The organism is Lactobacillus sp. UBA5813 (assembly GCF_002417895.1).
Taxonomy (GTDB): Bacteria; Bacillota; Bacilli; order Lactobacillales; family Lactobacillaceae; genus Lactobacillus; species Lactobacillus amylolyticus.
In genome coordinates this window covers 136038-161379 of sequence record NZ_DICZ01000044.1, presented here as the reverse complement: position 1 = coordinate 161379, position 25342 = coordinate 136038, and the positions used below count along the sequence as shown (strand labels likewise).

Annotated in this window: 29 protein-coding genes, 1 tRNA gene and 1 pseudogene; 12 read left to right on the top strand and 19 right to left on the bottom strand. The window is 36.4% G+C overall.

The genetic code is table 11. The features are described 5' to 3' along the window. Positions 1-58: 58 nt before the first annotated feature. Genes glmM through murB form a run of 8 tightly spaced genes read right to left on the bottom strand, consistent with a single transcriptional unit; the run spans position 59 to position 8028 of the window. Positions 59-1411 (bottom strand): phosphoglucosamine mutase, encoded by a 1353-nt coding sequence (gene glmM, locus B2008_RS08220; RefSeq protein ID WP_281829804.1) that lies wholly within the window; start codon positions 1409-1411, stop codon positions 59-61. A 26-nt stretch (positions 1412-1437) separates the two neighbouring features. Beyond that, on the bottom strand, positions 1438-2409 hold the full coding sequence (locus tag B2008_RS08215; protein ID WP_281829805.1) for a CdaR family protein: 972 nt from the start codon (positions 2407-2409) through the stop codon (positions 1438-1440). Next, entirely contained in the window at positions 2406-3251 is an 846-nt protein-coding gene (gene cdaA, locus B2008_RS08210; protein ID WP_281829806.1) for a diadenylate cyclase CdaA, read from the bottom strand. The genes B2008_RS08215 and cdaA overlap by 4 nt, the downstream gene beginning before the upstream one ends. Before the next feature lie 40 nt (positions 3252-3291). Next, on the bottom strand, positions 3292-4365 hold the full coding sequence (locus B2008_RS08205; protein WP_281829807.1) for an ABC transporter substrate-binding protein: 1074 nt from the start codon (positions 4363-4365) through the stop codon (positions 3292-3294). Further along, positions 4362-5174, bottom strand: coding sequence for an ABC transporter permease (locus tag B2008_RS08200; protein WP_281829808.1), 813 nt, complete (start codon positions 5172-5174; stop codon positions 4362-4364). Before B2008_RS08200 ends, B2008_RS08205 begins: the two co-directional genes overlap by 4 nt. Then, positions 5171-5989 (bottom strand): ABC transporter permease, encoded by an 819-nt coding sequence (locus B2008_RS08195; RefSeq protein WP_281829809.1) that lies wholly within the window; start codon positions 5987-5989, stop codon positions 5171-5173. Before B2008_RS08195 ends, B2008_RS08200 begins: the two co-directional genes overlap by 4 nt. Further along, the gene (locus B2008_RS08190) at positions 5982-7082 is read right to left on the bottom strand and encodes an ABC transporter ATP-binding protein (RefSeq protein WP_006352172.1); all 1101 of its coding nucleotides are present in this window, start codon (positions 7080-7082) and stop codon (positions 5982-5984) included. Before B2008_RS08190 ends, B2008_RS08195 begins: the two co-directional genes overlap by 8 nt. Before the next feature lie 52 nt (positions 7083-7134). Then, positions 7135-8028, bottom strand: a complete 894-nt coding sequence (murB, locus tag B2008_RS08185; RefSeq protein ID WP_281829810.1) for a UDP-N-acetylmuramate dehydrogenase — start codon at positions 8026-8028, stop codon at positions 7135-7137. 95 nt (positions 8029-8123) lie between these two features. Between murB and B2008_RS08180 the strand changes: the two genes are divergently transcribed. After that, complete coding sequence (locus tag B2008_RS08180; protein WP_281829811.1) at positions 8124-8657, top strand: 3'-5' exonuclease; 534 nt, start codon at positions 8124-8126, stop codon at positions 8655-8657. Positions 8658-8689: 32 nt separating this feature from the next. Here B2008_RS08180 and tsaE read toward each other — a convergent pair whose 3' ends face one another. From tsaE to B2008_RS08165, 3 genes are read right to left on the bottom strand one after another with little or no spacing between them, the layout of a single operon-like run. Beyond that, positions 8690-9166 (bottom strand): tRNA (adenosine(37)-N6)-threonylcarbamoyltransferase complex ATPase subunit type 1 TsaE, encoded by a 477-nt coding sequence (gene tsaE, locus B2008_RS08175; RefSeq protein ID WP_281829812.1) that lies wholly within the window; start codon positions 9164-9166, stop codon positions 8690-8692. 1 nt (position 9167) lies between these two features. Then, on the bottom strand, positions 9168-10154 hold the full coding sequence (gene pta, locus B2008_RS08170) for a phosphate acetyltransferase (RefSeq protein WP_281829813.1): 987 nt from the start codon (positions 10152-10154) through the stop codon (positions 9168-9170). Positions 10155-10172: 18 nt separating this feature from the next. Then, positions 10173-10868, bottom strand: a complete 696-nt coding sequence (locus B2008_RS08165; RefSeq protein ID WP_281829814.1) for a uracil-DNA glycosylase — start codon at positions 10866-10868, stop codon at positions 10173-10175. A 69-nt stretch (positions 10869-10937) separates the two neighbouring features. Here B2008_RS08165 and B2008_RS08160 point away from each other — a divergent pair, with 69 nt between their 5' ends. Continuing rightward, the gene (locus B2008_RS08160) at positions 10938-11921 is read left to right on the top strand and encodes a Cof-type HAD-IIB family hydrolase (protein WP_281829815.1); all 984 of its coding nucleotides are present in this window, start codon (positions 10938-10940) and stop codon (positions 11919-11921) included. Beyond that, complete coding sequence (locus B2008_RS08155; RefSeq protein WP_281829816.1) at positions 11812-12330, top strand: hypothetical protein; 519 nt, start codon at positions 11812-11814, stop codon at positions 12328-12330. The genes B2008_RS08160 and B2008_RS08155 overlap by 110 nt, the downstream gene beginning before the upstream one ends. Here B2008_RS08155 and B2008_RS08150 read toward each other — a convergent pair. The 5 genes and pseudogenes from B2008_RS08150 to B2008_RS08130 all read right to left on the bottom strand — a co-directional run bounded on the left by B2008_RS08150 (position 12327) and on the right by B2008_RS08130 (position 17448). Further along, positions 12327-12892 (bottom strand): annotated as a pseudogene (locus B2008_RS08150) (GNAT family N-acetyltransferase). The gene B2008_RS08155 and the pseudogene B2008_RS08150 sit on opposite strands and share 4 nt — an antisense overlap. 357 nt (positions 12893-13249) lie before the next feature. Continuing rightward, entirely contained in the window at positions 13250-14005 is a 756-nt protein-coding gene (gene tpiA, locus B2008_RS08145; RefSeq protein ID WP_281829817.1) for a triose-phosphate isomerase, read from the bottom strand. A gap of 17 nt (positions 14006-14022) precedes the next feature. After that, positions 14023-15234: a phosphoglycerate kinase gene (locus tag B2008_RS08140; protein WP_281829818.1), complete on the bottom strand. Its 1212-nt coding sequence runs from the start codon at positions 15232-15234 to the stop codon at positions 14023-14025. 110 nt (positions 15235-15344) lie between these two features. Continuing rightward, a complete protein-coding gene (gene gap, locus B2008_RS08135) occupies positions 15345-16361 on the bottom strand; it encodes a type I glyceraldehyde-3-phosphate dehydrogenase (RefSeq protein ID WP_006352183.1) in 1017 nt (338 codons plus the stop codon). A gap of 55 nt (positions 16362-16416) precedes the next feature. After that, entirely contained in the window at positions 16417-17448 is a 1032-nt protein-coding gene (locus tag B2008_RS08130) for a sugar-binding transcriptional regulator (protein ID WP_281829819.1), read from the bottom strand. 250 nt (positions 17449-17698) lie between these two features. Between B2008_RS08130 and B2008_RS08125 the strand changes: the two genes are divergently transcribed. Next, positions 17699-17770, top strand: a tRNA-Arg gene (locus B2008_RS08125). A 145-nt stretch (positions 17771-17915) separates the two neighbouring features. On the opposite strand, the gene B2008_RS08120 is transcribed toward B2008_RS08125, so the two are convergent. Both B2008_RS08120 and B2008_RS08115 read right to left on the bottom strand, forming a co-directional pair. Further along, complete coding sequence (locus B2008_RS08120; RefSeq protein ID WP_281829820.1) at positions 17916-19007, bottom strand: site-specific integrase; 1092 nt, start codon at positions 19005-19007, stop codon at positions 17916-17918. A 2-nt stretch (positions 19008-19009) separates the two neighbouring features. After that, positions 19010-19780, bottom strand: coding sequence for a helix-turn-helix domain-containing protein (locus B2008_RS08115; RefSeq protein WP_281829821.1), 771 nt, complete (start codon positions 19778-19780; stop codon positions 19010-19012). Positions 19781-19951: 171 nt separating this feature from the next. On the opposite strand from B2008_RS08115, the gene B2008_RS08110 reads away from it, so the two are divergent. The 8 genes from B2008_RS08110 (at position 19952) to B2008_RS08075 (ending at position 24532) form a co-directional block, all read left to right on the top strand. After that, a complete protein-coding gene (locus tag B2008_RS08110; RefSeq protein WP_281829822.1) occupies positions 19952-20293 on the top strand; it encodes a DUF771 domain-containing protein in 342 nt (113 codons plus the stop codon). 93 nt (positions 20294-20386) lie between these two features. Continuing rightward, positions 20387-21457 carry a conserved phage C-terminal domain-containing protein gene (locus B2008_RS08105; RefSeq protein WP_281829823.1) on the top strand — a complete coding sequence of 357 codons (1071 nt, stop codon included), beginning with the start codon at positions 20387-20389 and terminating at the stop codon, positions 21455-21457. Beyond that, entirely contained in the window at positions 21447-21848 is a 402-nt protein-coding gene (locus B2008_RS08100; RefSeq protein ID WP_281829824.1) for a hypothetical protein, read from the top strand. Before B2008_RS08105 ends, B2008_RS08100 begins: the two co-directional genes overlap by 11 nt. A 158-nt stretch (positions 21849-22006) precedes the next feature. Continuing rightward, on the top strand, positions 22007-22321 hold the full coding sequence (locus tag B2008_RS08095; RefSeq protein ID WP_281829825.1) for a hypothetical protein: 315 nt from the start codon (positions 22007-22009) through the stop codon (positions 22319-22321). Next, positions 22305-22616: a hypothetical protein gene (locus B2008_RS08090; protein WP_286822640.1), complete on the top strand. Its 312-nt coding sequence runs from the start codon at positions 22305-22307 to the stop codon at positions 22614-22616. Before B2008_RS08095 ends, B2008_RS08090 begins: the two co-directional genes overlap by 17 nt. Further along, entirely contained in the window at positions 22600-22983 is a 384-nt protein-coding gene (locus B2008_RS08085) for a hypothetical protein (RefSeq protein WP_281829827.1), read from the top strand. Before B2008_RS08090 ends, B2008_RS08085 begins: the two co-directional genes overlap by 17 nt. A gap of 56 nt (positions 22984-23039) precedes the next feature. After that, entirely contained in the window at positions 23040-24290 is a 1251-nt protein-coding gene (gene mobP2 / locus B2008_RS08080) for a MobP2 family relaxase (RefSeq protein WP_281829828.1), read from the top strand. Between the two features lie 5 nt (positions 24291-24295). Beyond that, the gene (locus tag B2008_RS08075) at positions 24296-24532 is read left to right on the top strand and encodes a hypothetical protein (RefSeq protein ID WP_281829829.1); all 237 of its coding nucleotides are present in this window, start codon (positions 24296-24298) and stop codon (positions 24530-24532) included. Between the two features lie 98 nt (positions 24533-24630). Here the strand turns inward: B2008_RS08075 and B2008_RS08070 are convergent, their stop codons facing one another. After that, positions 24631-25248, bottom strand: coding sequence for a DUF4145 domain-containing protein (locus tag B2008_RS08070; protein WP_281829830.1), 618 nt, complete (start codon positions 25246-25248; stop codon positions 24631-24633). Between the last annotated feature and the right edge of the window lie 94 nt (positions 25249-25342).

Below are 25342 nucleotides of genomic sequence, written 5' to 3'. Positions count from 1 at the left end.
TCTTAACTTAATGACATTGGATTTCTCTAGGTTTCTCTTCTTGTTGTCACTCAACTGGTTAAGCACCCATTTCGCTCTTAACCACGTCAGCAACTTGTTGACAATACTTATCAGCTAATTCTTGAGTTGGAGCTTCAGTCATTACTCTAAGCAAAGCTTGAGTACCTGAAGGTCTTACAAAAATTCTGCCTTCGCCATTCAAGTTCTTTTCTACATCAGCGATTGCATCCAAAATTGGTTGGTGTTCCTTCCAAGTCTTCTTATCCTTCACTGGAACATTGATCAATTGTTGTGGATATTCTTTAAAGTCAGTTAACAATTCGGAAAGTGACTTGCCTGTCTTCTTCATGACTAACATTAAATGAAGACCAGTTAACATACCATCACCAGTATTATGATAATCGCTCATAATAACGTGACCTGATTGTTCACCACCAAGGTTATAACCATGGGCACGCATTTTTTCTGAAACATAGCGGTCACCAACTTGAGTACGGACATTCTTCAAGCCTTTTCTTTCAAGAGCCTTGGTAAAGCCTAAGTTACTCATAACAGTAGTAACAATGGTATCCTTCTTTAAACGTCCATGTTCAGCTAAGTAGGTACCGATTACGTACATAATGTGGTCACCGTCAACTTCATTACCATTTTCATCAACAGCAATACAACGGTCGGCATCACCATCAAAGGCTAAACCAAGTTGTGCACCTTGTTTAACGACTTCTTTTTGAAGCTTTTCAGTATGGGTTGCACCAACATGATCATTGATGTTTAACCCATCTGGATGAGTAGCAATGGTAGTAAAATCAACGCCACAATCAGCAAACAATCTAGAAATCAAAGCACTTGAAGCACCGTTGGCACCGTCGATTACAACTTTGATACCACCCAAGTCTTCAGGAATAGTATTTTCAATAAATTGTAAGTACTTGCTGCTGCCTTCGTGGAAATCAGTAACAGTCCCTAAGCCTTTAGCAGATGGACGAGGTAAAGTATCTTCCTTAGCATCGATTAATTTCTCGATATCTTCTTCCATTGTATCTGAAAGCTTTAAACCATCGCTACCAAAGAACTTAATCCCGTTGTCTTCTACTGGGTTATGTGAAGCAGAAATTTGAACACCTGCATCTGCACCTTGTGCACGAACCAAGTAAGAAAGTCCTGGGGTAGTAATGACACCAACTTCCAAAACTTCAATTCCGACAGAAAGCAAACCAGAAATCAGTGCGTATTCAAGCATTTGACCAGAAATACGTGTATCACGAGAAACAAGAACGCGAGCTTGCTTGCCATCTTCTTTTTCTTTAGTCAAAACATAGCCACCATCACGGCCAAGCTTAAAAGCCATTTCTGGAGTTAAGCCTTGATTAGCAACACCACGTACACCATCTGTTCCAAAATATTTCAACATTTAAAAAACAACCTCTCCCAAGTATTTTAATTTTGCTTTGAACTACTTGTCTCTTTAACTTTTATTTGAATTTGAACAGAACTTGGCTCTGCTCTAACTACACCTTTCGGTAATTTTATCTGATATGTTTTGCTGGTTGAAGAAGTAATATTTTTCAAATTGACAATTAATTTGATTTTACTCAACTTCTTCAAGACAGATTCATTTCCGTACAAAACAATGTTGTTTTGCTTAGCAGTAACTGAATATACCCGATTGCTTTCTTCATTCTTTGAACTCAGACTCAACTTAACGGTTTTCTTAGCAATCGAAATTGGGATCGAGACCCGCGCAGTGGCTGGCTGAATGATGACATTCAATTGGCGACCCTTTTTATCTTCAGCAACTAGCATTACCTGCCGCTCATAATTGTGATTAATATTATTCGGCAAAGTAACCTTGGCAACTATCCGGTCAATCTGATTTACCTCTCCTTTAGCACCGGTTACTTCGACTTGACTTGGACTGACACTCGTCTTGCCAACATGATAACCGGCGGCCACAGCATTTTTATTATACTCTATTTGCACTGGCATGGTGGTAGATTTTCGCCTTTGAATATTAACTTTTATAGTTTTGGGATTAATCGAATACGACAGCTGCTTATTCAAGCCAGTGATTTGAACCTTAACAGTATGTACACCAACTTTTTTCTTGGTTAAATCAATGTACGCACGGAAATTTTGCGTATTAACGGTTGAAGTCACCAAAGCATTTGAACCTTCAAGAGTAACTTTAACTTTTTCGGGATAGCCCACAACGTAATACTTATCAGTATCAACTAATACCTGCAATGGAACTTTGATCGTTTGCGTCTCGGTTGCCGACTGTCTTGTTTTGCTGCTTTCGCCCTGAGTTAAAAAACCAGTTTGGGTGGAATCAATATAAATAACGATTAATACAGCCAGCAATAAAGAAACAATGCGAATAGACCATGGTTTATTCCAAAAATTCTTCATCGATCGGCACCCCATTTCCAAATTTTATCCAAAAGTTTTTGATACCATTTGCGCTTTTTTTCTTCTTTTGGCACTAATTCAGCATTCAAATATTTCAGATATTCGTCTCTGGTTAAATCTAAAAGGAAACGACCATTTCTTGTAATCGTTACTCCACCGGTCTCTTCAGAAACAACGATTGTAATAGCATCCGTTACTTCAGAAATTCCGACGGCGGCACGGTGACGGGTACCCAAACGTTTAGGAATCATGTTGCTGTCTGACAAAGGCAGATAAGCAGCAGCAACAGCAATTCGATTATTGTTGATAATTACGGCACCATCATGAAGCGGAGTATTTGGAATAAAGATGTTGATTAACAATTCGCCCGTTATGTCGGCATCCAACTTAATTCCCGTTTCAATATAGTCCTCAAGACCGGTCTCTTGTTGAATCGTAATCAATGCACCAATTCTTCTTTTAGACATGTATTGAATGGCTTTATCTAGTTCTTGTACTAAACGTACGGACCGATCATGAGCACTATTTTCTCTGCCATTGAATATCGGCATACGGCCTAAATTTTCAAGACCACGCCGAATTTCGGGCTGGAAAATAACAATAATTCCAACAACTGCCCAAGATACAATCTGATCAACAATATAGGTCAGAGCATGCAAGTTTAAAAAGCCAGCGATGATTCTGATAATAAAGATTAACACAATCCCTTTGGCTAATTGAACCGCTTTGGTACCTCTAATCAGCATAATTAAGCGGTATACAAGATACCAGATGATTAGCACATCCAGGGCAATTGAGAAATTATTCCAAGTCCATAGATCAGCTATGTTGAAATTGTTCATTGCTACTCCTTTCTTTTCACACTTTTAATTATAACTAAAATTAGCGTGCATACATTTTAAATTCCAGGAATAAATCATTATATTCCTGTGTTACTTTGCTACCTAAATCTTGATAGACTTGCAAATGACTTAAGGTTTTAGCAGAAGGATAAAATTGACGGTCGTTTCTTGTCTTTTTTGGCAATAATTTTTGCGCCGCAGTGTTTGGCGTTGCATAATCAATGTATTTAGCATTTTGAGCAGCGTTTTCGGGTTCAAGCATGAAATTAATAAATTCATAGGCGGCCTTCTTGTTTTTAGCCGTTTGGGGAATAACCAGATTGTCAAACCAAAGGTTGGATGCTGGTTTAGGAATAACATAGTGCAAGTGCGAATTGCTCTCCATCATTTCATGAGCTTCGCCTGACCAGGTTACCCCAATCGCTGCTTCATTTTGAATCATATACATTTTCATTTCATCAGAAATAATTGCCTTGATGTTATTTCCTAACCCATTCAGCTTAGTCTGGGCCAGCTTTAATTTCAGATTATTCGTGCTGTTCATTGAATAACCCATTGAGGCTAATGAAAGCCCCATTGCGTCTCTGGCCGAATCAACGAGCAATATCTGCCGACGGTATTTTTTGCGCCAAAGATCGTTCCAAGAAGTAATTGACCCCTTCTTGATGTATTTATCATTATAAACAATCCCAAGCGTCCCCCAGAAATACGGAATTGAATAATCATTATTGGGATCAAATGATTTCTTTAAAAAACTAGTACCAATATATTTAAGATTAGGAATCTTATCGCGGTCGATTTTGTCCAGCAGATGGGCTTTCTTCATCTTCGAAACCATATAATCCGAAGGAACAGTAATATCATAAGCAGTTCCGCCTTGCTTGATCTTAGTATACATTGCTTCATTTGAATCAAAAGTCTCATAGACAATATGATAACCCGTCTGTTTTTCAAATTTCGTAATCAGATTGGGATCAAGGTAATCACCCCAATTATAAATGATCAGATTTTGTTTTTTCGTTTCAACGCTTGGCTTTTGAAGACGATAAGATAAATAGCCTAAGCCTGCACAAGCCAGCAGAACACAGATGATTGACCAAATAATCTTCTTCATTTAATCAGTCCTCCCACCATTTTGCGTCCTTTGCGACCTTTTCTAGTAGTGATGAAGTAATAAATTCCTACCAAAAGCAAAACAAACAAAAACATTACCGTGCTTAACGCGTTTATTTCCAAATCTATTCCTTGACGAGCCCGCGAATAAATTTCAACAGATAGGGTTGAAAAACCGTTGCCCGTAACAAAGAATGTCACCCCAAAATCATCCAGCGAATAAGTTAGAGCCATGAACATCCCCGCAAAAATTCCTGGCATCAATGCCGGAATCATGACATTGCTGAAAACTTGGTAGTTGTTTGCACCTAAATCTCGAGCAGCATCGATTAGTGAGTAATCTAGTTCTTTCAGTCGCGGCAAAACCATTAAAACTACGATCGGAATCGAGAAGGCAATATGACTGAGTAAAACTGAACCGAAATTTAATCCTATTCCCAAGGCGGTAAAGAAAATCAAAAAACTGGCACCAATGATTACATCTGGCGAAACTATCAAGACATTGTTTAAAGCCAGCAAAGTCTTCTGCTGCCATTTTTTCTGCAAACCGGCAATTGCAATTGCTCCTAGCGTGCCAACAATCGTAGCAATCAAACTAGACAACAAAGCCAACAAAATTGTTTCCAAAAAAATAGCTAGCAGACGGTTATCCTGAAACAAAGTTTGGTAGTGCATCCACGTGAAATGTTCAAACTTGTTCATATTTCGACCACTGGAAAAAGAAAAGTAAATTAAATAAAAAATAGGCACATATAAAACAACCAGTACAAAAATCAGATAAAACTTGGCCGCAAAGCGTTTGCTTTTCATAAATTTACCTTCTTTCTCCGTCTTTTTCTACCCGTAATAAGCATTACTACAACCATTAAGAAAATTAATATTACTCCAATAGTTGCACCCATATTCCAATTCATAGTAGTCATAAAATACTCTTCAATTGCGGTCCCTAACGTAATCACGCGATTTCCGCCGATTAATCTTGTCAGCATAAAGAGTGAAAGAGATGGAATAAAAATTGCTTGAATACCACTTTCAACGCCAGGCCATGACAAAGGCCACAAAATATATTTGAACGTTTGCCATCTGCTTGCTCCTAAATCTTCAGAGGCTTGAACAACAGCCGGGTTGATATCTTTGATCGCACTATAGATTGGCAGAATCATGAACGGAATTTCAATATAGGTAGCTACAAAAATAAAAGCAAAATCTGTAAACAAAAAGTTTACTGGCCCAATACCAAATAAATGCAGAAATTGATTAAACAAACCACCATTGCTGAAAATTCCAATAAAAGCATATGCCTTTAAAAGCAAGTTGATCCAGGTAGGCAGGATAATTAGCAGCAGCCAGATTTGGCTGTTTTTAACCCTGGTTAAAAAATAAGCAGCCGGATATGAAATAAGTAAAGTCACTAAAGTGATTAAAAACGCATACCAAAATGAATTGAGCATCATTCTTAAAAAAATACCGTTGCGAAAGAACTGGACAAAATTGTTTAAGGTAAAGTGGTGACTGCTATCAGTCAGCGAATACCACAAAATGAGCAGCATTGGCAAAATCACGAACAAGATAATCCAGAGCAAATACGGCACCATAAACAACGTGCGTGTCTTTTTATCAGTCATTGTCGTGCTCCTCATCTTCATAGCTCTCTAATCGAGCGTTGAAATCTTTTTGACTCTCATGCAAACGCATAACGTGAATATCTTCTGGATCAAAATAGAGGCCAATGCGCTGATTAAGCTTGCAGCCATTGGTTGAATGAATGAGCCATTCATTTTCATCTGCATCTACTGCCTTAATCTCGAAGTGATCACCCAGGAAAAGCTGGGTTTGAGCCGTCACTACCAGTTTTCCCTTCTCCGGACTAGTGATATCCAAATCCTCTGGACGAATAACTATTTCTACTTTTTCATTGGCCTTCATCCCCGCATCAGCACATTTAAAGCGTTGGTTGGCAAACTCAACTTCATAATCTTTAATCATACGGCCAGGCAAGATATTGGAATTGCCGATGAAACGAGCGACAAAATCATTGATCGGTTCATCATAAATATCGATTGGCGAACCATTTTGCTCAATGCGACCATTATTCAGAACAAAAATCTCGTCGCTCATTGATAAGGCTTCTTCCTGATCATGAGTAACAAAAATAAATGTAATTCCTAATTTCTTTTGAATAGCACGCAGTTCAAATTGCATTTCCTTACGAAGTCTTTTATCAAGAGCTGACAAAGATTCATCAAGTAGCAAAACCTTGGGCTCATTCACAATAGCTCGAGCAATTGCCACTCTTTGCTGCTGACCGCCGCTTAGTTCAGATATTTCACGATTGGCGTAACCTTCAAGACGCACCATTTTTAAAGCATCTTTGACAATTGGTTTGATTTCGCGCAATGGCCTTTTTTTAATTTTCAGTCCAAATGCAACATTATCAAAAACATTTAAATGTGAAAAAAGCGCATAATTTTGAAAAACGGTATTAATTTGTCTCTTAGCTGGATCAAGATCTGTAATATCTTTGCCTGCAAAAAAGACCCTTCCTTCAGTCGGCTGACTAAAACCAGCAATAATTCTCAAAATTGTTGATTTTCCTGAACCACTAGGACCCAACAGCGAATAAAATTTTCCTGATTCAATTTTAAGATTGATATCTTTTAAAGCCACAAAGCCATCATCATAGCGTTTGTTTACATGCTTAAGTTCAATTATGTTCATTATTCTCACCTAAAAAAGAGCCACAAGCTTTTTCAGCCTGTAGCTGCATTTTTTATTTATTTCCGATAATTCTTACCTCAGTATGAAGATCGATATTATATTTTTCTTTGATTACTTTTTGAATCAAATGAATTAAATCAAGATAATCGGTTGCTGTAGCGCCACCTTTATTAACAATGAAACCAGCATGTTTCGTTGAATCCTGCGCGCCACCAATCTGCTTGCCCTGCAGCCCAGCTTCAATAATCATTGGTCCTACAAAATGTCCCTTTGGACGTTTGAAGACGCTGCCGCAAGATGGATATTCAAGTGGTTGCTTGAAGCGGCGCAAGGCATTCAAATAATGCATTTCATCAAGGATTTGACTCTTATTGCCCTTTTTAAGTTTAAAACTGGCCTTGACCACAATATCGCCTGTATCTTGAACCTTGGAATGACGATATGAAAAATTCATCTCTGAATTAGAATAGGTCTTCAGTTCGCCACCACGGGTCAAAACTGTTACTTGGTCAACTACTTCTTGCGTTTCACCACCATAAGCACCAGCATTCATGAAAATTGCACCACCAATGCTACCGGGAATTCCAGCTGCAAATTCCATTCCGCTCAAGCCGTGATTAGCAGCTGTAAAAGCCGTATCAATGATTTTTGCCCCTGCATAAGCTGTAACAATGTTACCATCGACGCTAATCTCATTCATTGCAGTTAAAATGATGACCAAACCAGTAATTCCGCCATCGCGAATAATTAAATTAGATGCATTGCCAATAATTGTCAGGGCTATGTTTTCATCCTTGGCTGCTTTTACCAGACGCTTAAGTTCATCTAAATTTTTGGGAAAAGCTAAATACTCCGCATCCCCACCGGTTTTGGTAAAAGTATACCGACTAAGTGGAATCTTCTCCTGCAGGTTAATTCCTTCTTTTTTCAAATCAAGCAGTTTCACTAATAGTGCTCCTCTCTCTATTGTTCTGCTAATATTTTACCGCATTCCGGCATTAGCTTCACCATATGATATACTCTTTTTAAAGGAGAAAAAAGATGAATTTTATTGCAATGGACTTTGAAACCGCGAATCATTATCCAGAAAGTGCCTGCTCTCTAGCCTTAGTTATGGTCAGAAATAATGAGATCGTCGATCGTTTTTACACCGTTATTAATCCGCAAATGCCCTTCGACGGCCGCAACATTGAGGTCCATCAAATTACTGCAGATGATGTGCGAGATGCACCGACGATGGCAGAGGTATGGCCCAAAATAAAAGATTTATATCAACCGGGGATGTTAGTAGCGGCCCATAACGCACGCTTTGATACAAACGTTATGCGTCAATCTCTTGCCCGCTATAGTATTAGCGAACCGCACTATTTGGTGATCGATACTTTGGCGACCAGCAAACTGCTCGAACCAGATTTACCAGACCATAAGCTTGATACGGTTTCGGAAGCTTTAAATGTTAATCTCTGGCATCATCATAATGCATTAAGCGACAGTGAGGCCTGTGCCGAAATCTTGATCAATCAGGATAAAGAATTTGGTGATGAGCCAATTAAAAATTTAGTTTATCAGATATAAAAAAGATGGGATTTAGGATCCTATCTTTTTTGTTAACGATTATATTCTGCTAGCACTGCCTTAACCCATTCTTCATTGCGCTTGCCATGAGGCTGGAAGTCGACAACTCGTTTGGTTGAATTCCAACTATTATCGACCCGGGTAATAATTAATTGCAAATATTCATCTGGCAAATCCTTCATGATTAATTGGGGCCACTCAATTACTACTAATCCTGGCTCAGCTAAATAACCATTAAGATCAATTGATGACAAGTCATCGCTTTCCAAACGATAAAAATCCATATGAAATAAGGGCAATTTGGCTTCACGGTACTCACGCACAATTGTGAAGGTGGGGCTTTTAACCGGTCTTCTAACTCCCAGTGCTCGACCTAAGCCTTGCGTCATCGTTGTTTTTCCTGCTCCTAAATCTCCATTTAGAAGAAGCAAATCATGTGCTTGAGCATTATTAGCCAGAGCTGCACCTAAGCGCTGCATATCATCAGTTGAATTGACTTCAAGTTTCATTCTATTCATCCTTTGCCAAAGTTTGAGCGGCGGTCAAAATCCCCATGTAATAAACATCTTCGCTGCTTGCACCACGTGACAAATCATTGATTGGAGCAGCCAAACCTTCAAGAATTGGACCAACTGCAGTGAATTTGCCTAATCTTTGCGCAATCTTGTAACCGATATTGCCTGATTGAAGTTCTGGAAAAACAAAGACATTAGCATGACCAGCAACTTTTGAACCAGGTGCTTTTCTTTCACCAACGCTTGGAACAAAAGCAGCATCAAATTGCAATTCACCATCAGCTGGAATATCTGGATGTGCTTCTTTAAATTTAGCAACAGCATCTTGCACTTTGGTAACCATATCGCCTTTAGCTGAACCCTTGCTTGAGAAGCTTAAAAAGGCAACCTTTGGATCAATTTCGGCCATCTTGGCAATTTTAGCTGCTTCATAACCAATTTCAGCTAAAGTATCACTATCAGGATCAATGTTCATCGCACAATCAGCAAAGATATAGCGTTCATCATCACGTTCCATAATCATCACACCAGATACGCGGTGCATGCCTGGAGCTGTTTTAACAATTTGCAAAGCTGGACGAACCGTATCTGCAGTTGAATGTGCTGCACCAGAAACCATTCCATCTGCCAGGTCCATTTTAACTAGCATGGTACCAAAGTAGCTACCTGCTTTAAGCATCTTATGTGCATCATCAAGCGTGTTCTTGCCTTTACGAACCTCGATGAATTTTTGACACATTTTTTCAAAATCAGCATATTGGTCTGGGTCAATAATGTTAATACCGGTTAAATCTAAATTATTATCAGAAGCCAATTTTTCAATTTCTGACTTTCTTCCAAGTAAAGTAACTTCAATCAGCTTCTCTGCTTCTAGTTTAGTTGCTGCCTTTAAAACTCTTAAATCAGTTCCTTCTGGAAAAACCAATCTTGGCTTCTTAGCTGCATTTTTAACTTTAGTCTTAAATAAATCAAATACGCTCATATTTATTCCTCTCTAGCGCTATGCTATATCATCTTGACTAACTGTTTCTGGCAATTGCCAATCAATTGGCGTTTCGCCAAAATCTTTCAACGCATTATTACAACGGGAAAATGGTCGTGAGCCAAAAAATCCTCGATCTGCAGAAAAAGGACTTGGATGCGCAGACTTAATAACAAAGTTCTTATCCTGATCAATTAATGGAATCTTGTTTTGTGCAAAGCGGCCCCACAAAATGAAGACCACCTTGCCTCGCTGACTCAATGCTTTAATCGCTGCATCAGTAACTTTTTCCCAGCCTTTGCCCTGATGGCCATTAGCATTACCGTAAGGGACCGTTAAGACAGCATTCAATAACAATACGCCTTGATCTGCCCATTTCTTAAGATAGCCATGATTGACTGGGCGAGCTCCAACGTCATCATATAGTTCTTTATAAATATTTTTTAGTGATGGCGGTAAAGTGGTCCCAGGCATGACTGAAAAGCTCATTCCATTTGCTTGTCCCGGATTGTGATAAGGATCCTGCCCCAGAATGACAACCTTTGTTTTTGAAAAAGGCGTTAACTTAAAAGCAGTAAAAATGTGATACATATCCGGGTAAATTTTCTTTGTAGAATATTCTTCTTTCAGAAAATCATGCAGATGGTGATACTCTTCACTTGCAAAAACCGGATCAAGCACCTGATCCCAATCATTGCCAATTAGCTCTTTCATTAATAGCTCCAACCTCTTTTCTAGTCACCTTTATGGTATCATGAAACTAGAAATTTATGGAGGGAAGCTATGATTAAGTTAGTTGCTTGTGATTTAGATGGTACTCTCTTTAACAGTGATATGATCGTATCTAAGGAGAATGCTGAGGCCATTCATGAAGCTCAAAAAAGTGGAATTGAATTTTTGGTAGCAACTGGACGGGCACCAAAAGAATCGAAGGTTTTGCTCAAAGATGCACACATTCATACCGGCTTTATCAATCTGAATGGAGCTTTGGTTTATAACACAGATGGTGAATTAATTATCAAGCATGCAATCGAAAATGAAAAGGCAATGCAAGTTATTAATTTGCTGCATCAAGAGCATTTTTATTTTGAAATTCTAACTGCTGAACATGTCTATACCGAAAATCTCGATGCACGAATCTCAAATATCGCTCATTTGATGGTCGACTTAAACCCTGGTATCACCTTTAAACAGGCCGTAGCTATCTCAGCTGGTAACAAGTCGATTATGAATATGACTGAAGTTTCTAGCTTCAAGGAATTATTTGCTCATTCAGACGAAGAAATTATGAAGATCATTGCTTTTGACTCACGTGGTCATGAGGCCTTCAGCGATGTTATCAATAAAATGAACAAGATGGGTGGTTTGGCAATTTCATCCAGTTCTTCTGCCAACATTGAAATTAATGCCAAGCAGGCACAAAAAGGCATCGCCTTATTAGATTATGCCAAAACTCGTTCTATTAAACGCGAAGAAATTGCAGCAATTGGCGACAATCTTAATGATGAGAGCATGATCCGTGAGGCTGGCGTTGGCGTAGCCATGGGAAACGCGATTCCTGCGATTAAAAAGCTGGCACAATTAGAAACAAAGACGAATAATGAAAATGGCGTTGCAGCGATTTTAAAAGTTTTTATCAAAAATAGAGGTGACCAATATGCAGTATTTATTGCACCTAAACCAAGAAAAAGCCTATGGTCAAATTCCTGTAACCGGTCCAAATGGCAAAGTTCAATACACTGTTCGCGGAAACCTAGACAATCCTAACCACACCGTTTACTTATACAATATTCAAAATCAGGAAATCGGTCGCCTATTCTTTGATGGCGCAGGCTTAATTGAGTCTTTTTCAATCGATGTGGTTAATCACTCTTTGGTAAGCGTTAAAAAGGTCAATAGTCAGTTAACCAACCTTTTCTTCGTGACCCGCCTTAATTATTTAGTTACTGGAAGCATAAAAAAAGGCACTTACACATTTCGCTCAGGACTTAAAAATGTTGCAAGTGTCAAAACAATTATAGGACATTCTGGCATTGATTTGGTTTGTGAAATTTTACGTCCAGAAGATATTCCGTTTATTTTATTAATTTCAGTTTTATTTACTCAGTGGCACGTGACGCCACTCAGATTACCAACTTTCCCACCGATCGGTCGTTTTTCAACTGAGCCTAACTAAATTTCTTTAATCATGTGATCATAAGTCCGATCACCGATAGTCATTGAATTAGTGGCTTTAAAGCCCTTGTGTTCATATAAACTTTGAGCACGAGGGTTTTCTTTGTCAACATTTAGGCTCAGTTTATGATAACCACGCTTTTTTGCTACTTTTTCGGCTAGATCCAATAAACGCGTGCCTACACCTTCACCCCAATGGTCGGGATGAGTAGCTAAGGCATCAATATACCATTCATGCGACCAGGCCTCTTGGTCAGAAAAAATGACAGTTGAGCTGGACAATCCAACTTTGGGATATTCTGATTTCAAAACGAAATCAATAATTTCTTGGTCACAGTAAGGATACATGTCAATCATGCCTCTTACTCGCCCTTTTCATCGACATCAACCCAAATGCGACGATAAGAATAACGATAATGCTCTGAAATAAAACCCAGTCTCATCAAATCGTAAAAAGTTGATTCAGGTAATTATTTAATGCTTTCCATATCCTTTTTCTCAAAAATTCGTTGCAAAATCGGGAAAACAAATGTAAAATCAGATTTTTCAGCTTTTCTAATCATAGTTTTTACACCTCACGATAATAAGGGTAACGAAGAAGTATCCTTTATGCAAGAAAAGGCAGCTATGACTGATTGTCATAACTACCTTACAAGAAAGTGATATAGATATAGATGTATCTGCCATAATTTTTTGAGTAATAAGGAACTGGCAGAGATTGAACTTTTGAAAGTAGAACTAATGTGTAGTTCTGCTTTCATTCCTCATTATACTTCTTTGATCTAAATTAGCAAGTTATTTTTAGAATTAATATTTGCTTTATTATTAGTCTTTCTTATCGCTAATAATAACATTTATATGTTGTTTAATAGATATAAAAAAGCCTCTGCATTTGCAGAGACTTTTTATGACAGTTTTAATTAGTCTTGGTAGTTTACCAAAGCTAAGTATGAGTCAGGCTTAAGTGAAGCACCGCCGACTAAACCACCATCGATATCTGGCTTAGCCATTAATTCCTTAATGTTGGCTGGATTTACAGAACCACCGTATTGGATACGAATGTTTTCAGCAGTTTCTTCATTGTACAAGTCCTTGATAGTTTCACGGATAGTCTTGCACATTTCTTCAGCTTGATCAGATGAAGCAGTCTTGCCAGTACCAATAGCCCAGATTGGTTCATAAGCAATAACAAGTGAAGAAACTTGGTCAGCAGTTAAACCATCAAGAGCAGCCTTGATTTGGTTAACAACCCATTCTTCTTGCTTGTTTGCTTCACGGGTTTCAAGCGATTCACCACAGCAAATAATTGGCTTCAAACCATTAGCAAAAATAGCCTTAGCTTTCTTGTTAATGTCTTCATCAGTTTCGTGGAAGTAGATACGACGTTCTGAGTGACCAATAATTACGTAGTCCATGCCCATTTCCTTCAAAACCTTTGGAGAGGTTTCACCGGTGAAGGCACCTTCATCTTCGAAGTAGCAGTTTTCTGCACCGATGTGCAAGTTTGAACCCTTAGCTGCTTTTCTCAAAGCATCAAGGTCAACTGCTGGAGCACAAATAAGTGATTCAACTTTTGCAGGATCTGGCAACTTGTCCTTAACTGCTTCAACGAATTCAGTAGTTTCTTCTGGGTTCATGTGAAGTTTCCAGTTACCAGCAATAATTGGTGTACGCATTAATTAATCGTCCTTTCTTACTTATCTGAGATGCAAGCAATACCAGGTAATTCCTTACCTTCAAGGTAGTTAAGTGAAGCACCACCACCGGTTGAAATGTGGGTAATCTTAGGTGCGATACCTAATTGCTTAGCAGCAGCAGTTGAGTCACCACCACCGATAATAGTAGTAGCGTCAGTTAAGTCAGCTAAAGCACGACCAACTTCCAAAGTGCCTTCAGCAAAGTTTGGCATTTCGAATGCGCCCATTGGTCCATTCCAAACAACAGTCTTAGCATCCTTCAAGATTTTCTTGAACTTTTCAACAGTCTTAGGACCGATGTCAAGACCCATCATGTTGTCAGGAATATCGTCACCAACAACTTCACGTGAAGCATCGTTAGAAAATTCAGTAGCAGCAACGTTGTCTACTGGAAGAACGATCTTGTCGCCAGCTTCTTTCAAAAGCTTCTTAGCAAGGTCAACCTTGTCTTTTTCAAACAATGATTTACCAATCTTGTGGCCTTGAGCTGCTAAGAAGGTGTAAGCCATACCACCGCCGATTAAAATGTGGTCTGACTTAGGAATCAAGTTAGTAATAACACCAATCTTGTCTGAAACCTTAGCACCACCCAAGATAGTTACGAATGGGTGTACTGGGTTAGCAACAGCGTTACCCAAGAATTTGATTTCCTTTTCCATCAAGAAACCACCAGCAACTGGCTTGCCATCTTTCTTCATAGCAGTGGCAATACCAACGTTTGAAGCGTGGCTTCTGTGTGCAGTACCAAAGGCATCGTTTACAAACATGTCACCAAGGCTTGCCCAGTATTCGCCAAGCTTAGGATCGTTGCCTGATTCACGTTTGCCGAAGTCATTGTCGATATCTTGGAATCTAGTGTTTTCAAGAACAACAACGTCGCCATCTTTCATGTTGTTGATAGCATCTTCAACTTCCTTACCTTCGTTTGAAGGTACGAAAGTTACAGGCTTCTTAAGCAATTCGCTCAAGCGTTTAGCAACTGGCTTCAATGACAATTCTTTCTTGTCAGCATCAGACTTTACACGGCCCAAGTGACTCAAAAGAATAGCCTTGCCACCATGTTCAATGATGTACTTAATAGTTGGCAAAGCAGCAACAATTCTGTTGTCATCACCAATAACACCATTCTTAATTGGAACGTTGAAATCAACACGCATTAAAACTTTCTTACCTTTAACGTCAAGGTCAGAAATGATTAATTTAGTCATTAATATTCCTCCGAACTTAATTTATTTTCTCTTCAAAAAAAGGCGGAAGGAAGAATCTCCCTCCGCCTTCTCAATTACCGCTTATCTATAATCGATTATTAAACTAATGATTAAAGAGTAGCAAAGTGTAACAAAGTACGAACCATTTGGCAAGTGAATGAGTATTCGTTGTCGTACCAAGCAACAGTCTTAACTAATTGCTTGTCACCTGCAGTAGTTACCATAGTTTGAGTTGGGTCAAAGATTGAACCAGCAGTCATGTTGATTACATCGCTTGATACCATGTGGTCTGCGTTGTAAGCAAATGAAGGACTTTCGTACTTCTTCATAGCTGCGTTAACTTCGTCAGCAGTAACCTTCTTCTTCAAGATTGATACCAATTCAGTTTCTGAACCATCTGGAACTGGAACACGTTGTGCGTGACCGTTCATCTTGCCGTTCAAGTTTGGCAATACCAAACCAATAGCCTTAGCTGAACCAGTAGTATGTGGAATAATGTTTTCGGCAGCTGCACGAGCATCTTGTTCCTTACCACTACGTGCAGGACCATCCAAGGTCATTTGTGTACCAGTGTAAGCGTGGATAGTAGTCATAGTAGCAACTTCGATACCAAATTCCTTGTCCAAAGCGTTAGCCATTGGTGCAAGTGAGTTAGTAGTACATGAAGCAGCTGAAACAATCTTGTCGTCAGCAGTTAAAGTATCTTCGTTTACTGAGTAAACAATAGTCTTCAAGTCGTTGCCGGCTGGAGCTGAGATCAATACACGCTTTGCACCTGCGTCAAGGTGTGCTTGAGACTTAGCTTTGCTAGTGTAGAAACCAGTACATTCAAGTACGAAGTCAACACCATCGTTCTTTACCCAAGGAATGTTTTGTGCTTGTGGTTCTGCGTAAACACGATACTTCTTGCCATCAACAACGATTGAGTCATCAGTTGATGAAACTTCGTGGTTGAAAGTGCCATGAGTAGTGTCGTACTTAAGCAAGTAAGCTAACATTGCTGGAGTAGTCAAGTCGTTGATAGCAACAACTTCGATGTCCTTAGTCTTTTCGCCTAAGTCCATAATACGACGGAATGCTAAACGACCGATACGGCCGAAACCGTTAATACCAATTTTAACTGTCATAATCTAAAAGTCCTCCTTAAGAACTATAAACAACAATTTATTTTAAACAGGAATATTACTTCCTCTTTAAAATCATATTTGAGGCACCCTCATCAGTAATCAACCAGGTTTGACGAGGTGCATTTGGCATATAAGCTTTAATCGCAGCAGCTTTCTTGCTGCCACAAGCAAAGGCAAATATGTAAGGTATTTTCTTTAGATTCTCAAACTGCAATCCAACCTGGGTGATGCGGTCGACAATCTTACCCCGGTCATCGAAGAAACACCCGAAACATTCGGTGACCGCTTTTTTCTCACGCAATTCAGAAAGCTTGATTGAATCATAGCCTCTTCTTTTAGCCATTTCTTGGGCTAAACCAATACCATGAATTACGGCATCGCTTTGTGAGATATCTTGCAACACATCAGAAATAGATGATTCACGAATCAATGAACGATAAGCTGCTGCAGAAACCTGCTCGGGCAAATACAAAGCTTTATAAGTACCATGTGTTTGCGCAGCCATCTCTTGGACGATTGTGTTGCTTTGTGTTGCAACATTCTCGCCTAGCGCTCCTCGTCCAGGCACAAACTCAAGCTGACGATTATTGCCTAAACTTGCAGACAAATACTTTGCCGAGTTAGCTAAAACCTGACCACCTAAAACGGTAATGATTGAATGCCCTAATGGAAGAAGCAAATCAAGTGCTGAACTCAATGCTTCACCCATTTCCTGATAAACACGATCTTGTAAATCGGCATCTCCCGGAACTATTATCGTCCGGTCGATTCCCAACCTCTTTGCAAGTTTCACTTCGTTTTCACCAGCATTGAACAAACGATCAATAAATGGTGCTGCATCTTTTAATGTCTTCTTGCCCTTCTCTGTTAAAAACATGCCAAAGCTTTTAATTTCAATTAGGCCAAGCTCTTTTAAATACTCGGTCTCGGTACGAACATTCCGCTCTGACAAGCCCAAATGCTGAGCGACATTTCTTCTCCCAATTGGAGCATTTAGTGAAATTTGCTCAAGAACAAGATATCTTTGTCGAAGTACTTTTAAGATATCGGGAACGAGAGCTTCGAGCAAGGAAAAATCCGAGTTCATTGCTTCTCCTTCCCATGGGACACCTTTCGTCCATTAGTGTGACACTTAGTGTCCCAGATTGCTTAAAAATATAAGAGAAACGCGGAGTCACGATTTATTAATCACTCTTACATTTCTCATCGACACTGTTAGTATAACAATGAATTTTTTACAATTCAAGAAAAAACTCACTGATTTTAAAAATACACTAACTTAAGTAAAAAGGTTTTTATTTAGACTGATATTTTGATATAATAGTGCTTGTGTATTCGGGTCCTTAGTGTAATGGATCGCACGTAAGATTCCGGTTCTTGAAATCTGGGTTCGACTCCCAGGGGACCCATATTAAATGATTTTTCAATAATTATAAAGAGTCATAAATCCTAGTGCTAAGGGATTTATGACTCTTTTATTTTTAGTTCAAATTACCTAAAATTTTAAAGTTGGTTATCATTTGGTTATCGTTTACAAAAAAGGTACCAGATAAATCAATCCAACAATTCATCTAATACCTTTTCTATTTGATCATTACTTTGTTCCTTATATTCATCAATTAAATAAGCATAAACACGTGATGTTGTAGTTGTATCAGCATGTCCCAACCTCCGAGAAATTGCATATAAGCCTACGCCATTAAAAAGAAGCATCGCAACTTGTGCATGCCGTAAACTGTGAAAATGAAATCCTTCTTTTTCAATTTCAGCTTCTTTCATCAAACTTCTCAAAGTCTTATTAACTGCATTACTAGTTGGCACCATTCCGCCAGGCTGTTGAAACACCATATTGGTATGATTCTTCTTCAACATTTGTAACCATTCAAGCAATTGATTATTAATTCTAATAGTACGCTTAGAACTATCATTTTTAGTATCTTTAAAAGTTTGTTCTATATAGTTCCATGATTTATTTATTCTGATTGTCCTTTTTTCAAAGTTGACATCTTCCCATGTCAGCCCTGCAATCTCAGATAATCTTGCACCTGTAAAAATAGCTGTCTCTATCATAAATCGTGATGGATATCTTGGATTCAATTTCTCAGATGTTGTTTTAATAAGCTTTTTTATCTCAGCAATACTTAAATATTGAACATGGTATTCCTTATCTTTATTACCACCCAGTTGTACTCCACGTGTAAAGTTACCATTTAAAATATTATCTTGAATTGCTGATTCAACACAAGATCTAAGAATAGTATTTAATTTTCTGACGGTTGATGGAGCATGTGTTTCTCCATATCTATTAATAAACTGCTGATAGTCTCCTCTCGTTACTTTAGAGAGCTTTTGATCATGATAAAAATCAGCAATTGTATCTTTTACTTTTTCATATCTCCGAATTCTACTTTCAGAATTCATCTTGGGTTTCTGATACGTTTCATACCAATATGAATAGTATTCAAGAAATGACGGATTATTTCTTATATCTATTCCTTCGTTTTTCTTTTGCTCTGCTTCTATTGCCCATTTTTTAGCGGACATTTTAGTTGAAAAGCCTTGTCGAGATCTGGTTTTTCGTTTTCCATTTTCATACCAACTAATTCTTGCTCCCCAACCACCATTTCTTTTGAAGTAGAATGCCATATTTATTTATCTTCCTTGATGTGTTTATGTGTAGTCTCACGTATTTTCTTTAAGTCTTTAATATTTTTAGCCTTAGAAAATGTTTCTTCAACTTCTTGAATTATGTTCTCGTAATCCTTTATATCTTTAACAATATAATCAGATTGAGAATAAGTTTTTATACTCTGAAGGAATCTTGTATTAGTAAGATTAATTCTCTCTAGATATTTTCCTAATTTTGAATGATTGCGTTCATCATCAACTATAGGTCTTAAATACTTATAAATAATCATACAAATCATATAAACATTTTCTTGACCCTCTAATTCAAGATAGAGCTCTTTATTATCAAACAAAAAATAGAATCTAGATTTATAGTATTTTATTAGCTCTTCGTTTAAATTATTTCCTGATTCATTCATCATATATACAACATGAGGATCATCGCCAATAAATAAATAATGATCATTGACTGCACTGACTAGTGGCTGAAAAATGTCTATTCTACTATGAATTGCATCATCGGAATAAATTGTATTTAAAATTGTCAAAATTTCATTCTCAATTTGAGCCTGGTGTAATCCAAATCCCTGCAAATATCTTATTGGTTTATCAAAAAATTTGCTAAGCATATTCCAATTCTCTGGCTTTGGATTTCTATCGCCATTTTCAAATGCACTAATTGCTTGTGATGAAAGTCCAATTCGTCTAGCTAGTTCTGACTGGGATATTCCCAATTTTTTACGTTCTTCAGCTAATCGATTATTTATATATCTTTTCTTTCTCTTACTCAAGTTACTAACCTCACTTGTTATTATTTCTCATTAGCTAAAATAATTCTACCACCAAATGGTTGCTTATGAATATAAAATGTTCTAAAATATTAATAGAGGTTCAGAAAGAATCTCTATTATTTACCACGAAACTACCACGTTTTGTGGTAGTTATAAAGAAGATGAAAGAAAATGCAGTTACAATTAAGCGAAAAAGACTATAACCACATTGTCGATTTGGTTGTTGCAAGAATTCAAAGTACTCCAGCAATTCAGCAAAATACTGAAAGTCAAAATGAAAAATCCTTTATGAATATGACCGAATTCAGAAAAGAATTTTGTGCTAACAAGGCGCCTTGTTGGGTTCGACTTTTCATTTTTGATAGTTTCCCTGAAATCATAGCTGAAAACGGAGGCTTTGTATATGATCCTCATGGACGAGGCAAACGTACAAGAATCTATGTCCCAGACGCGAAGATTTGGTTTAGTCAAAATAGAAATAAAATTAATTGGTCCGCGAGTTTGCCAAAATAAAAAACACATAACTATTACTGAGATAGTTATGTGCTCAAAATTTCCATATATATTATAGCAAACTTCGCCTAGTCCAACATAGAAAGGATCAAAATGGCTCAGCGAAGAATGATTAGTAAAGAAGTATTAGAAACTGACAGGTTCTGTGAAATGCCAGGTAATGCACAAGAACTGTACAGTCATCTAATTTTAAACGCCGATGATGATGGAATGATCGGAAATTTAAAGATGCTAGTAAGAATGTATGCTGCTAATGAGGATGACGTGAAAGTACTGCTCGCAAAAGGTTACTTAATCCAATTTGAGGACGGTGTAACTGCCATTACACATTGGCAGATGATGGAAAGTATTCGTAGAGATAGATATCATCCAACAATATACCAAGATGATTTTCAGAAACTAAGAATCAATGAAGATAAAATTTATGAGTTAGTTTCTATCAAGCCCATAGCACCTAATAATGACAACCAGTTATCACAACAATGGTTGCCCAGTGGTATGACACCTGCCATACCCAGTATAGGTAAGAATAGTTTAGATAAGAATAATTTAGTGGAGGATAGCGTAGATTATTTTACTTTACCCCTGACTAAAGAAAGTAATGATTCAAAAATAAATAAAATAATTAATTATCTAAATAGAAAGTACAGTTTACATTTTGATTATTCTTCTGATTCAACTATGCAGATAATTAATGACAGACTAAACGATGGATATACTTCTGATGATTTTAAAACTTTAATCAATAAAATCTCAAACATTGTTAATTGGAAAAATACAGAAGAAAGATATCATGTTTTAAATCCTAAAAATATATTTACTAAGTCTAATTTTGAAGAATTAGTAATTAAGGAAAAAGCAATATCACCTAAAAACTTAGTCTTTAAAAAAGAAGATAAAGTCAAAGGAGTAATTAATTACATAAACAAAATATTCGAAAAAGATATTGCAACGGGTTTTAGTCATAAATTAATTCAGACTGATGAAGTACAGAAAACCATTGCTTCAGCCATCGATTATTTTGAGAACGATCAAAAGCTACTTTCATACATTCGAAAAAATCAAGAAAGAATATTTACTCCAACTCGAATTGTGGAATTCTTAAACGATAGTCTTCTACTTCACGAAGCAAAAACAAATAAGGTAATTAGCCATGAAAAATAAAGATTATGAACGATACCAAGAATTAAAAAAACTAGGTCGAAAAAAGACCAAAAATCAACGTCAAGAATTCATTATCTTGAAATCAACATATGAAGCAGAACAGGCAAAAAAGAAATTAAAAGAAACACAAAACCAATATTTAATTAATTTAGCCAAATGCATAATTGAAAGATGGGCAGAAAAAAACACAAGCCCTAAATATTTAACTCAATTAACAGATCAAGATGAATTTGATTTTATTAATTCTGAAATAAACAATCAAAAAGAAAAATTAATGAAAAATCAATCTAAAAAAGATTCAAAAAACATTAATAATTTTGAAACCTCTAATGGGTTATACAATGGCGGAAGCCGACAACCATCACAATCAAATTTGCTTCAGAAAGAATAATTTTGACTTCACTTCTAAAGAGCAAAGATTCCGTTGGCACAGCCAACCCAGACATTTTCTTACAAGAAAATGATGGCAGAATCCCCTTATGCTCTTTAAGTAATCGAATAATTACCTTCAAAATAAAAATATTTCAATGAAAAACGCAGGTGATAATAATGGAAAAAATAGTAATTCACAACGTTAAACCTACAATTGCTGACAAGTTTAACCAGCAATTAAAACAGATTAATGACTATTCAACAAAGAAGTATACTTCTGCCGACTTAATTACTTTTTTAATCGCACGTGGTTTGCCACTTAAAAAAACTGAATACGATTATTTGGTTGAAAAAGAAAACAGTTATTTAGCCTATATAAATAAACTGCTGGATCAAACCAAAAAACAATTATTAAATGGTAACTACTCCATGGCAAATAATTTAATAAACGCGTTAATGGAAGAAGGAAAAAATGATGAATCTGACAATTAGAAATATTGATGATACTGTGATCCAAAAAATGGATGAACACATTGCCAACTTAAATAAACAAAGAATTGAAATTGCAAAAAGAGACAATCTCACACTCCCCAAAAAATTATCACGGAACCAATATTTAAAACTATTGTTAGGACAAGACGACGAGGAACAGTTAAAAGAACTTGAACTCATTGAGTTCAAAAAAAGTCAGCAAAAAAAAGTTGACTTAATTAACGAACTAGTCACATTAGTTTCACAACTCCTAATAATTGCATTTGAAGGAGATATTCATGAAAACAACGATTAAAAAAAGGATTACTGTTCCCTCTTCAACTACAATTCGGTTAAACAAGAAAAATCGAGAATACCTTGAAGATATTATGAGAGAAAACAATTTAACTTCTATTAATCAGGGAATCAATAAAGCTCTAGAACAAGTTAGATTAATTAATAATATTGATGGTTACCTATCCAAATTTGAATACTTACCAGCAGATATTAAAAGCATGAAGTTTGGTATAAATGTACTCCTAGAAATGATGTCTGAGCTTTGTTATACAGCTGATATAGAAGAAATTGTTAACGGTACTCAATTACCAATATATAAATCCGCAGTTGAGATCTACCATCAAAATGCTAAATCAAATCGCTTAAAAAAACTAAGTTCTCACTAACACTAAGCGTATCCATACATAAGGATACGCTTTTATTCTCGAAAGGAATAATAAGTATGGCTCATCCATCACTAGTTTTAACCTCTCAGTTTGTAGTTCCCACTTTTTCAAATAAATCCTATTCTAAATATCTAGATTACATGGATAGAAAAGAAGCACTTGAAAAACGTGGTGCAGGTACAGATACATATCTGGAAAAAGAAAATAAAGACAAGTTAAATGCTATAAAGAATAATATATTACATTTTGAAATAGAAAAAATAAAGTATCAGACACCTATTAACTCATTGGACTCAAACTTAACTAAAAGAGCAAAAATTTATCTCAATGAGATTAATATTTCTGACTTTAACGAAAAAGAATTCAAGAAATTCATTGAAAGCGATAAACCTAGAAAATTAAATGGTGTTTTTTCTATAGATAATGATAATATCCAAATTGGAGAAGATACCAAGCACGTTCGAGACATGCTAAATTATGGAGAAAAACACGGTTCTGTCCTATGGCAAGACGTGATATCCTTTGACACTAATTTTCTTGTACGACACCATCTTCTTGATCAGGAAACTGACACTTTAAATTCAAAAGCTATGATACGAGCATCACATAAAATGATGGATGAATTTCAAGATCGTGAAAAATTAAATAATCCCTATTGGGTTGCTTCAATTCATAGAAATACTGGTAATGTTCATATTCATTTTGCCACAGTTGAGCAAGCAAACAGTCGAAAAATTCAAGTTAAGGATGGTAAATCTCAACCTAGGGGTAAAAGAAAGCAATCAACCATTGATCACATGAAATCAGTTTTCACCAACGAGTTACTTGATACCTCAGAATTACTTAAAGAAATTAACGTTCAAAGAAACACAGTAAGACGTAAAATAGTTGAATCATACAGAAACTTATCGCAAGGTGATAAATTACAAAATGATATTAGCAAGCTAATTACTCTCCTACCTAAAAATAAACAAAAATGGCACTATGCTTCTCTACAAAAAGATCAAAAGGAACTTCTAAACGGAGTTACAGACAAACTTCTTTCCAACAACAAAGATTATAATCATTTAAAACTTAATATATCGCGTTACAGTGCAAACAGAGAGGAAATTTATGGAAAAAGCAAAAGGCAGTCTAAAAATTATACTCAAAACAAAATGCAGGATATTCAAAAACGCGTAGGTAATGCACTTCTTCATGAACTCTCAAGTCAAATGATTAAACAAGATAAGCGTAAAAAGAAAATTCAAACTACTTTAACCACTTTTGATTTTCAAAAAAATGGCATAAAACCTCAAGCAAGTTAAATCTAATGTCATCTCTTCAATTTCAAAAACATCAAAAAGAAGAAATAAAAAAGTTTTTAAAGAAAATTAAACAACAAAAACGTGTGAAAAAGACTAAAAAGAATATTTTTATCAATAAAGAATACGTTTCTGAACTGCAAAGACGAATGAATATAGTTTTCAATAAAGAAAATACAGACTACAAAAAGCGCCAAGCTTTCATGCAATATCAGAGTCTGACACAAAATAACCTAAAACTATAAAATATTTTAAATAAAAAAAGTCCTATGAAATCAAGGGTTATTAATACCAAGATTTAATAGGACTTTTTCAATTAGCGAGTTTTTTCGACTCGTTTTCATCAACTTAAATGTTTTGCCTTCTCAGGATATTCATATATGGTAGCTAGAATCATTGAAGTAAACGTTAAAATAACTTGAGCTTCATTTTTAGAATTTTCGATTAATTCATGGTTTGCTTGGTTACCAATCTTTCTTATTTTATCTACCCAATCATAACTAGTTGCTGTTATTAGATTTTTTTCTTTTAAATAATCAATATAATACTTAAAACTTTTATCTCTTTCAGCGCCTCTCTCTACTCCTATATGCATTAAGATCTTTCTACAAAGTAAAACTACCGCTGTAAAAGCATTAGCAGCATAACAGTTTCTTGCTTCATTATAAAAATTATTAACTACATTAGGAACATATTTAAAGGCTTGTCCAAAGGGAGCACCTGGGATTTGTTTTCCATTCAATAAAAAAGTTGGATACCCACATCTATGACACAAATATATACCAGCTTCTACATCACCGTCTATATATGCTTGTGTAGGTAATATAATTGCATAACCTCTATTTGAAGATATTCTAGTATTACAATTCCAACATAAATATTCTAAAGAGGGTAATTCCTGTGTACCAGCCCATTCTCCTGTATACCTATCAATTCGAATATATCTGCTTTCTCTACCCATACATTACCTCCATCTTTTAATACTATTAAAAACAATTTTTCTTTTTAAATCATGAAAAGACTAATATAACTAATAGCTACCAGTATTTTCAAAC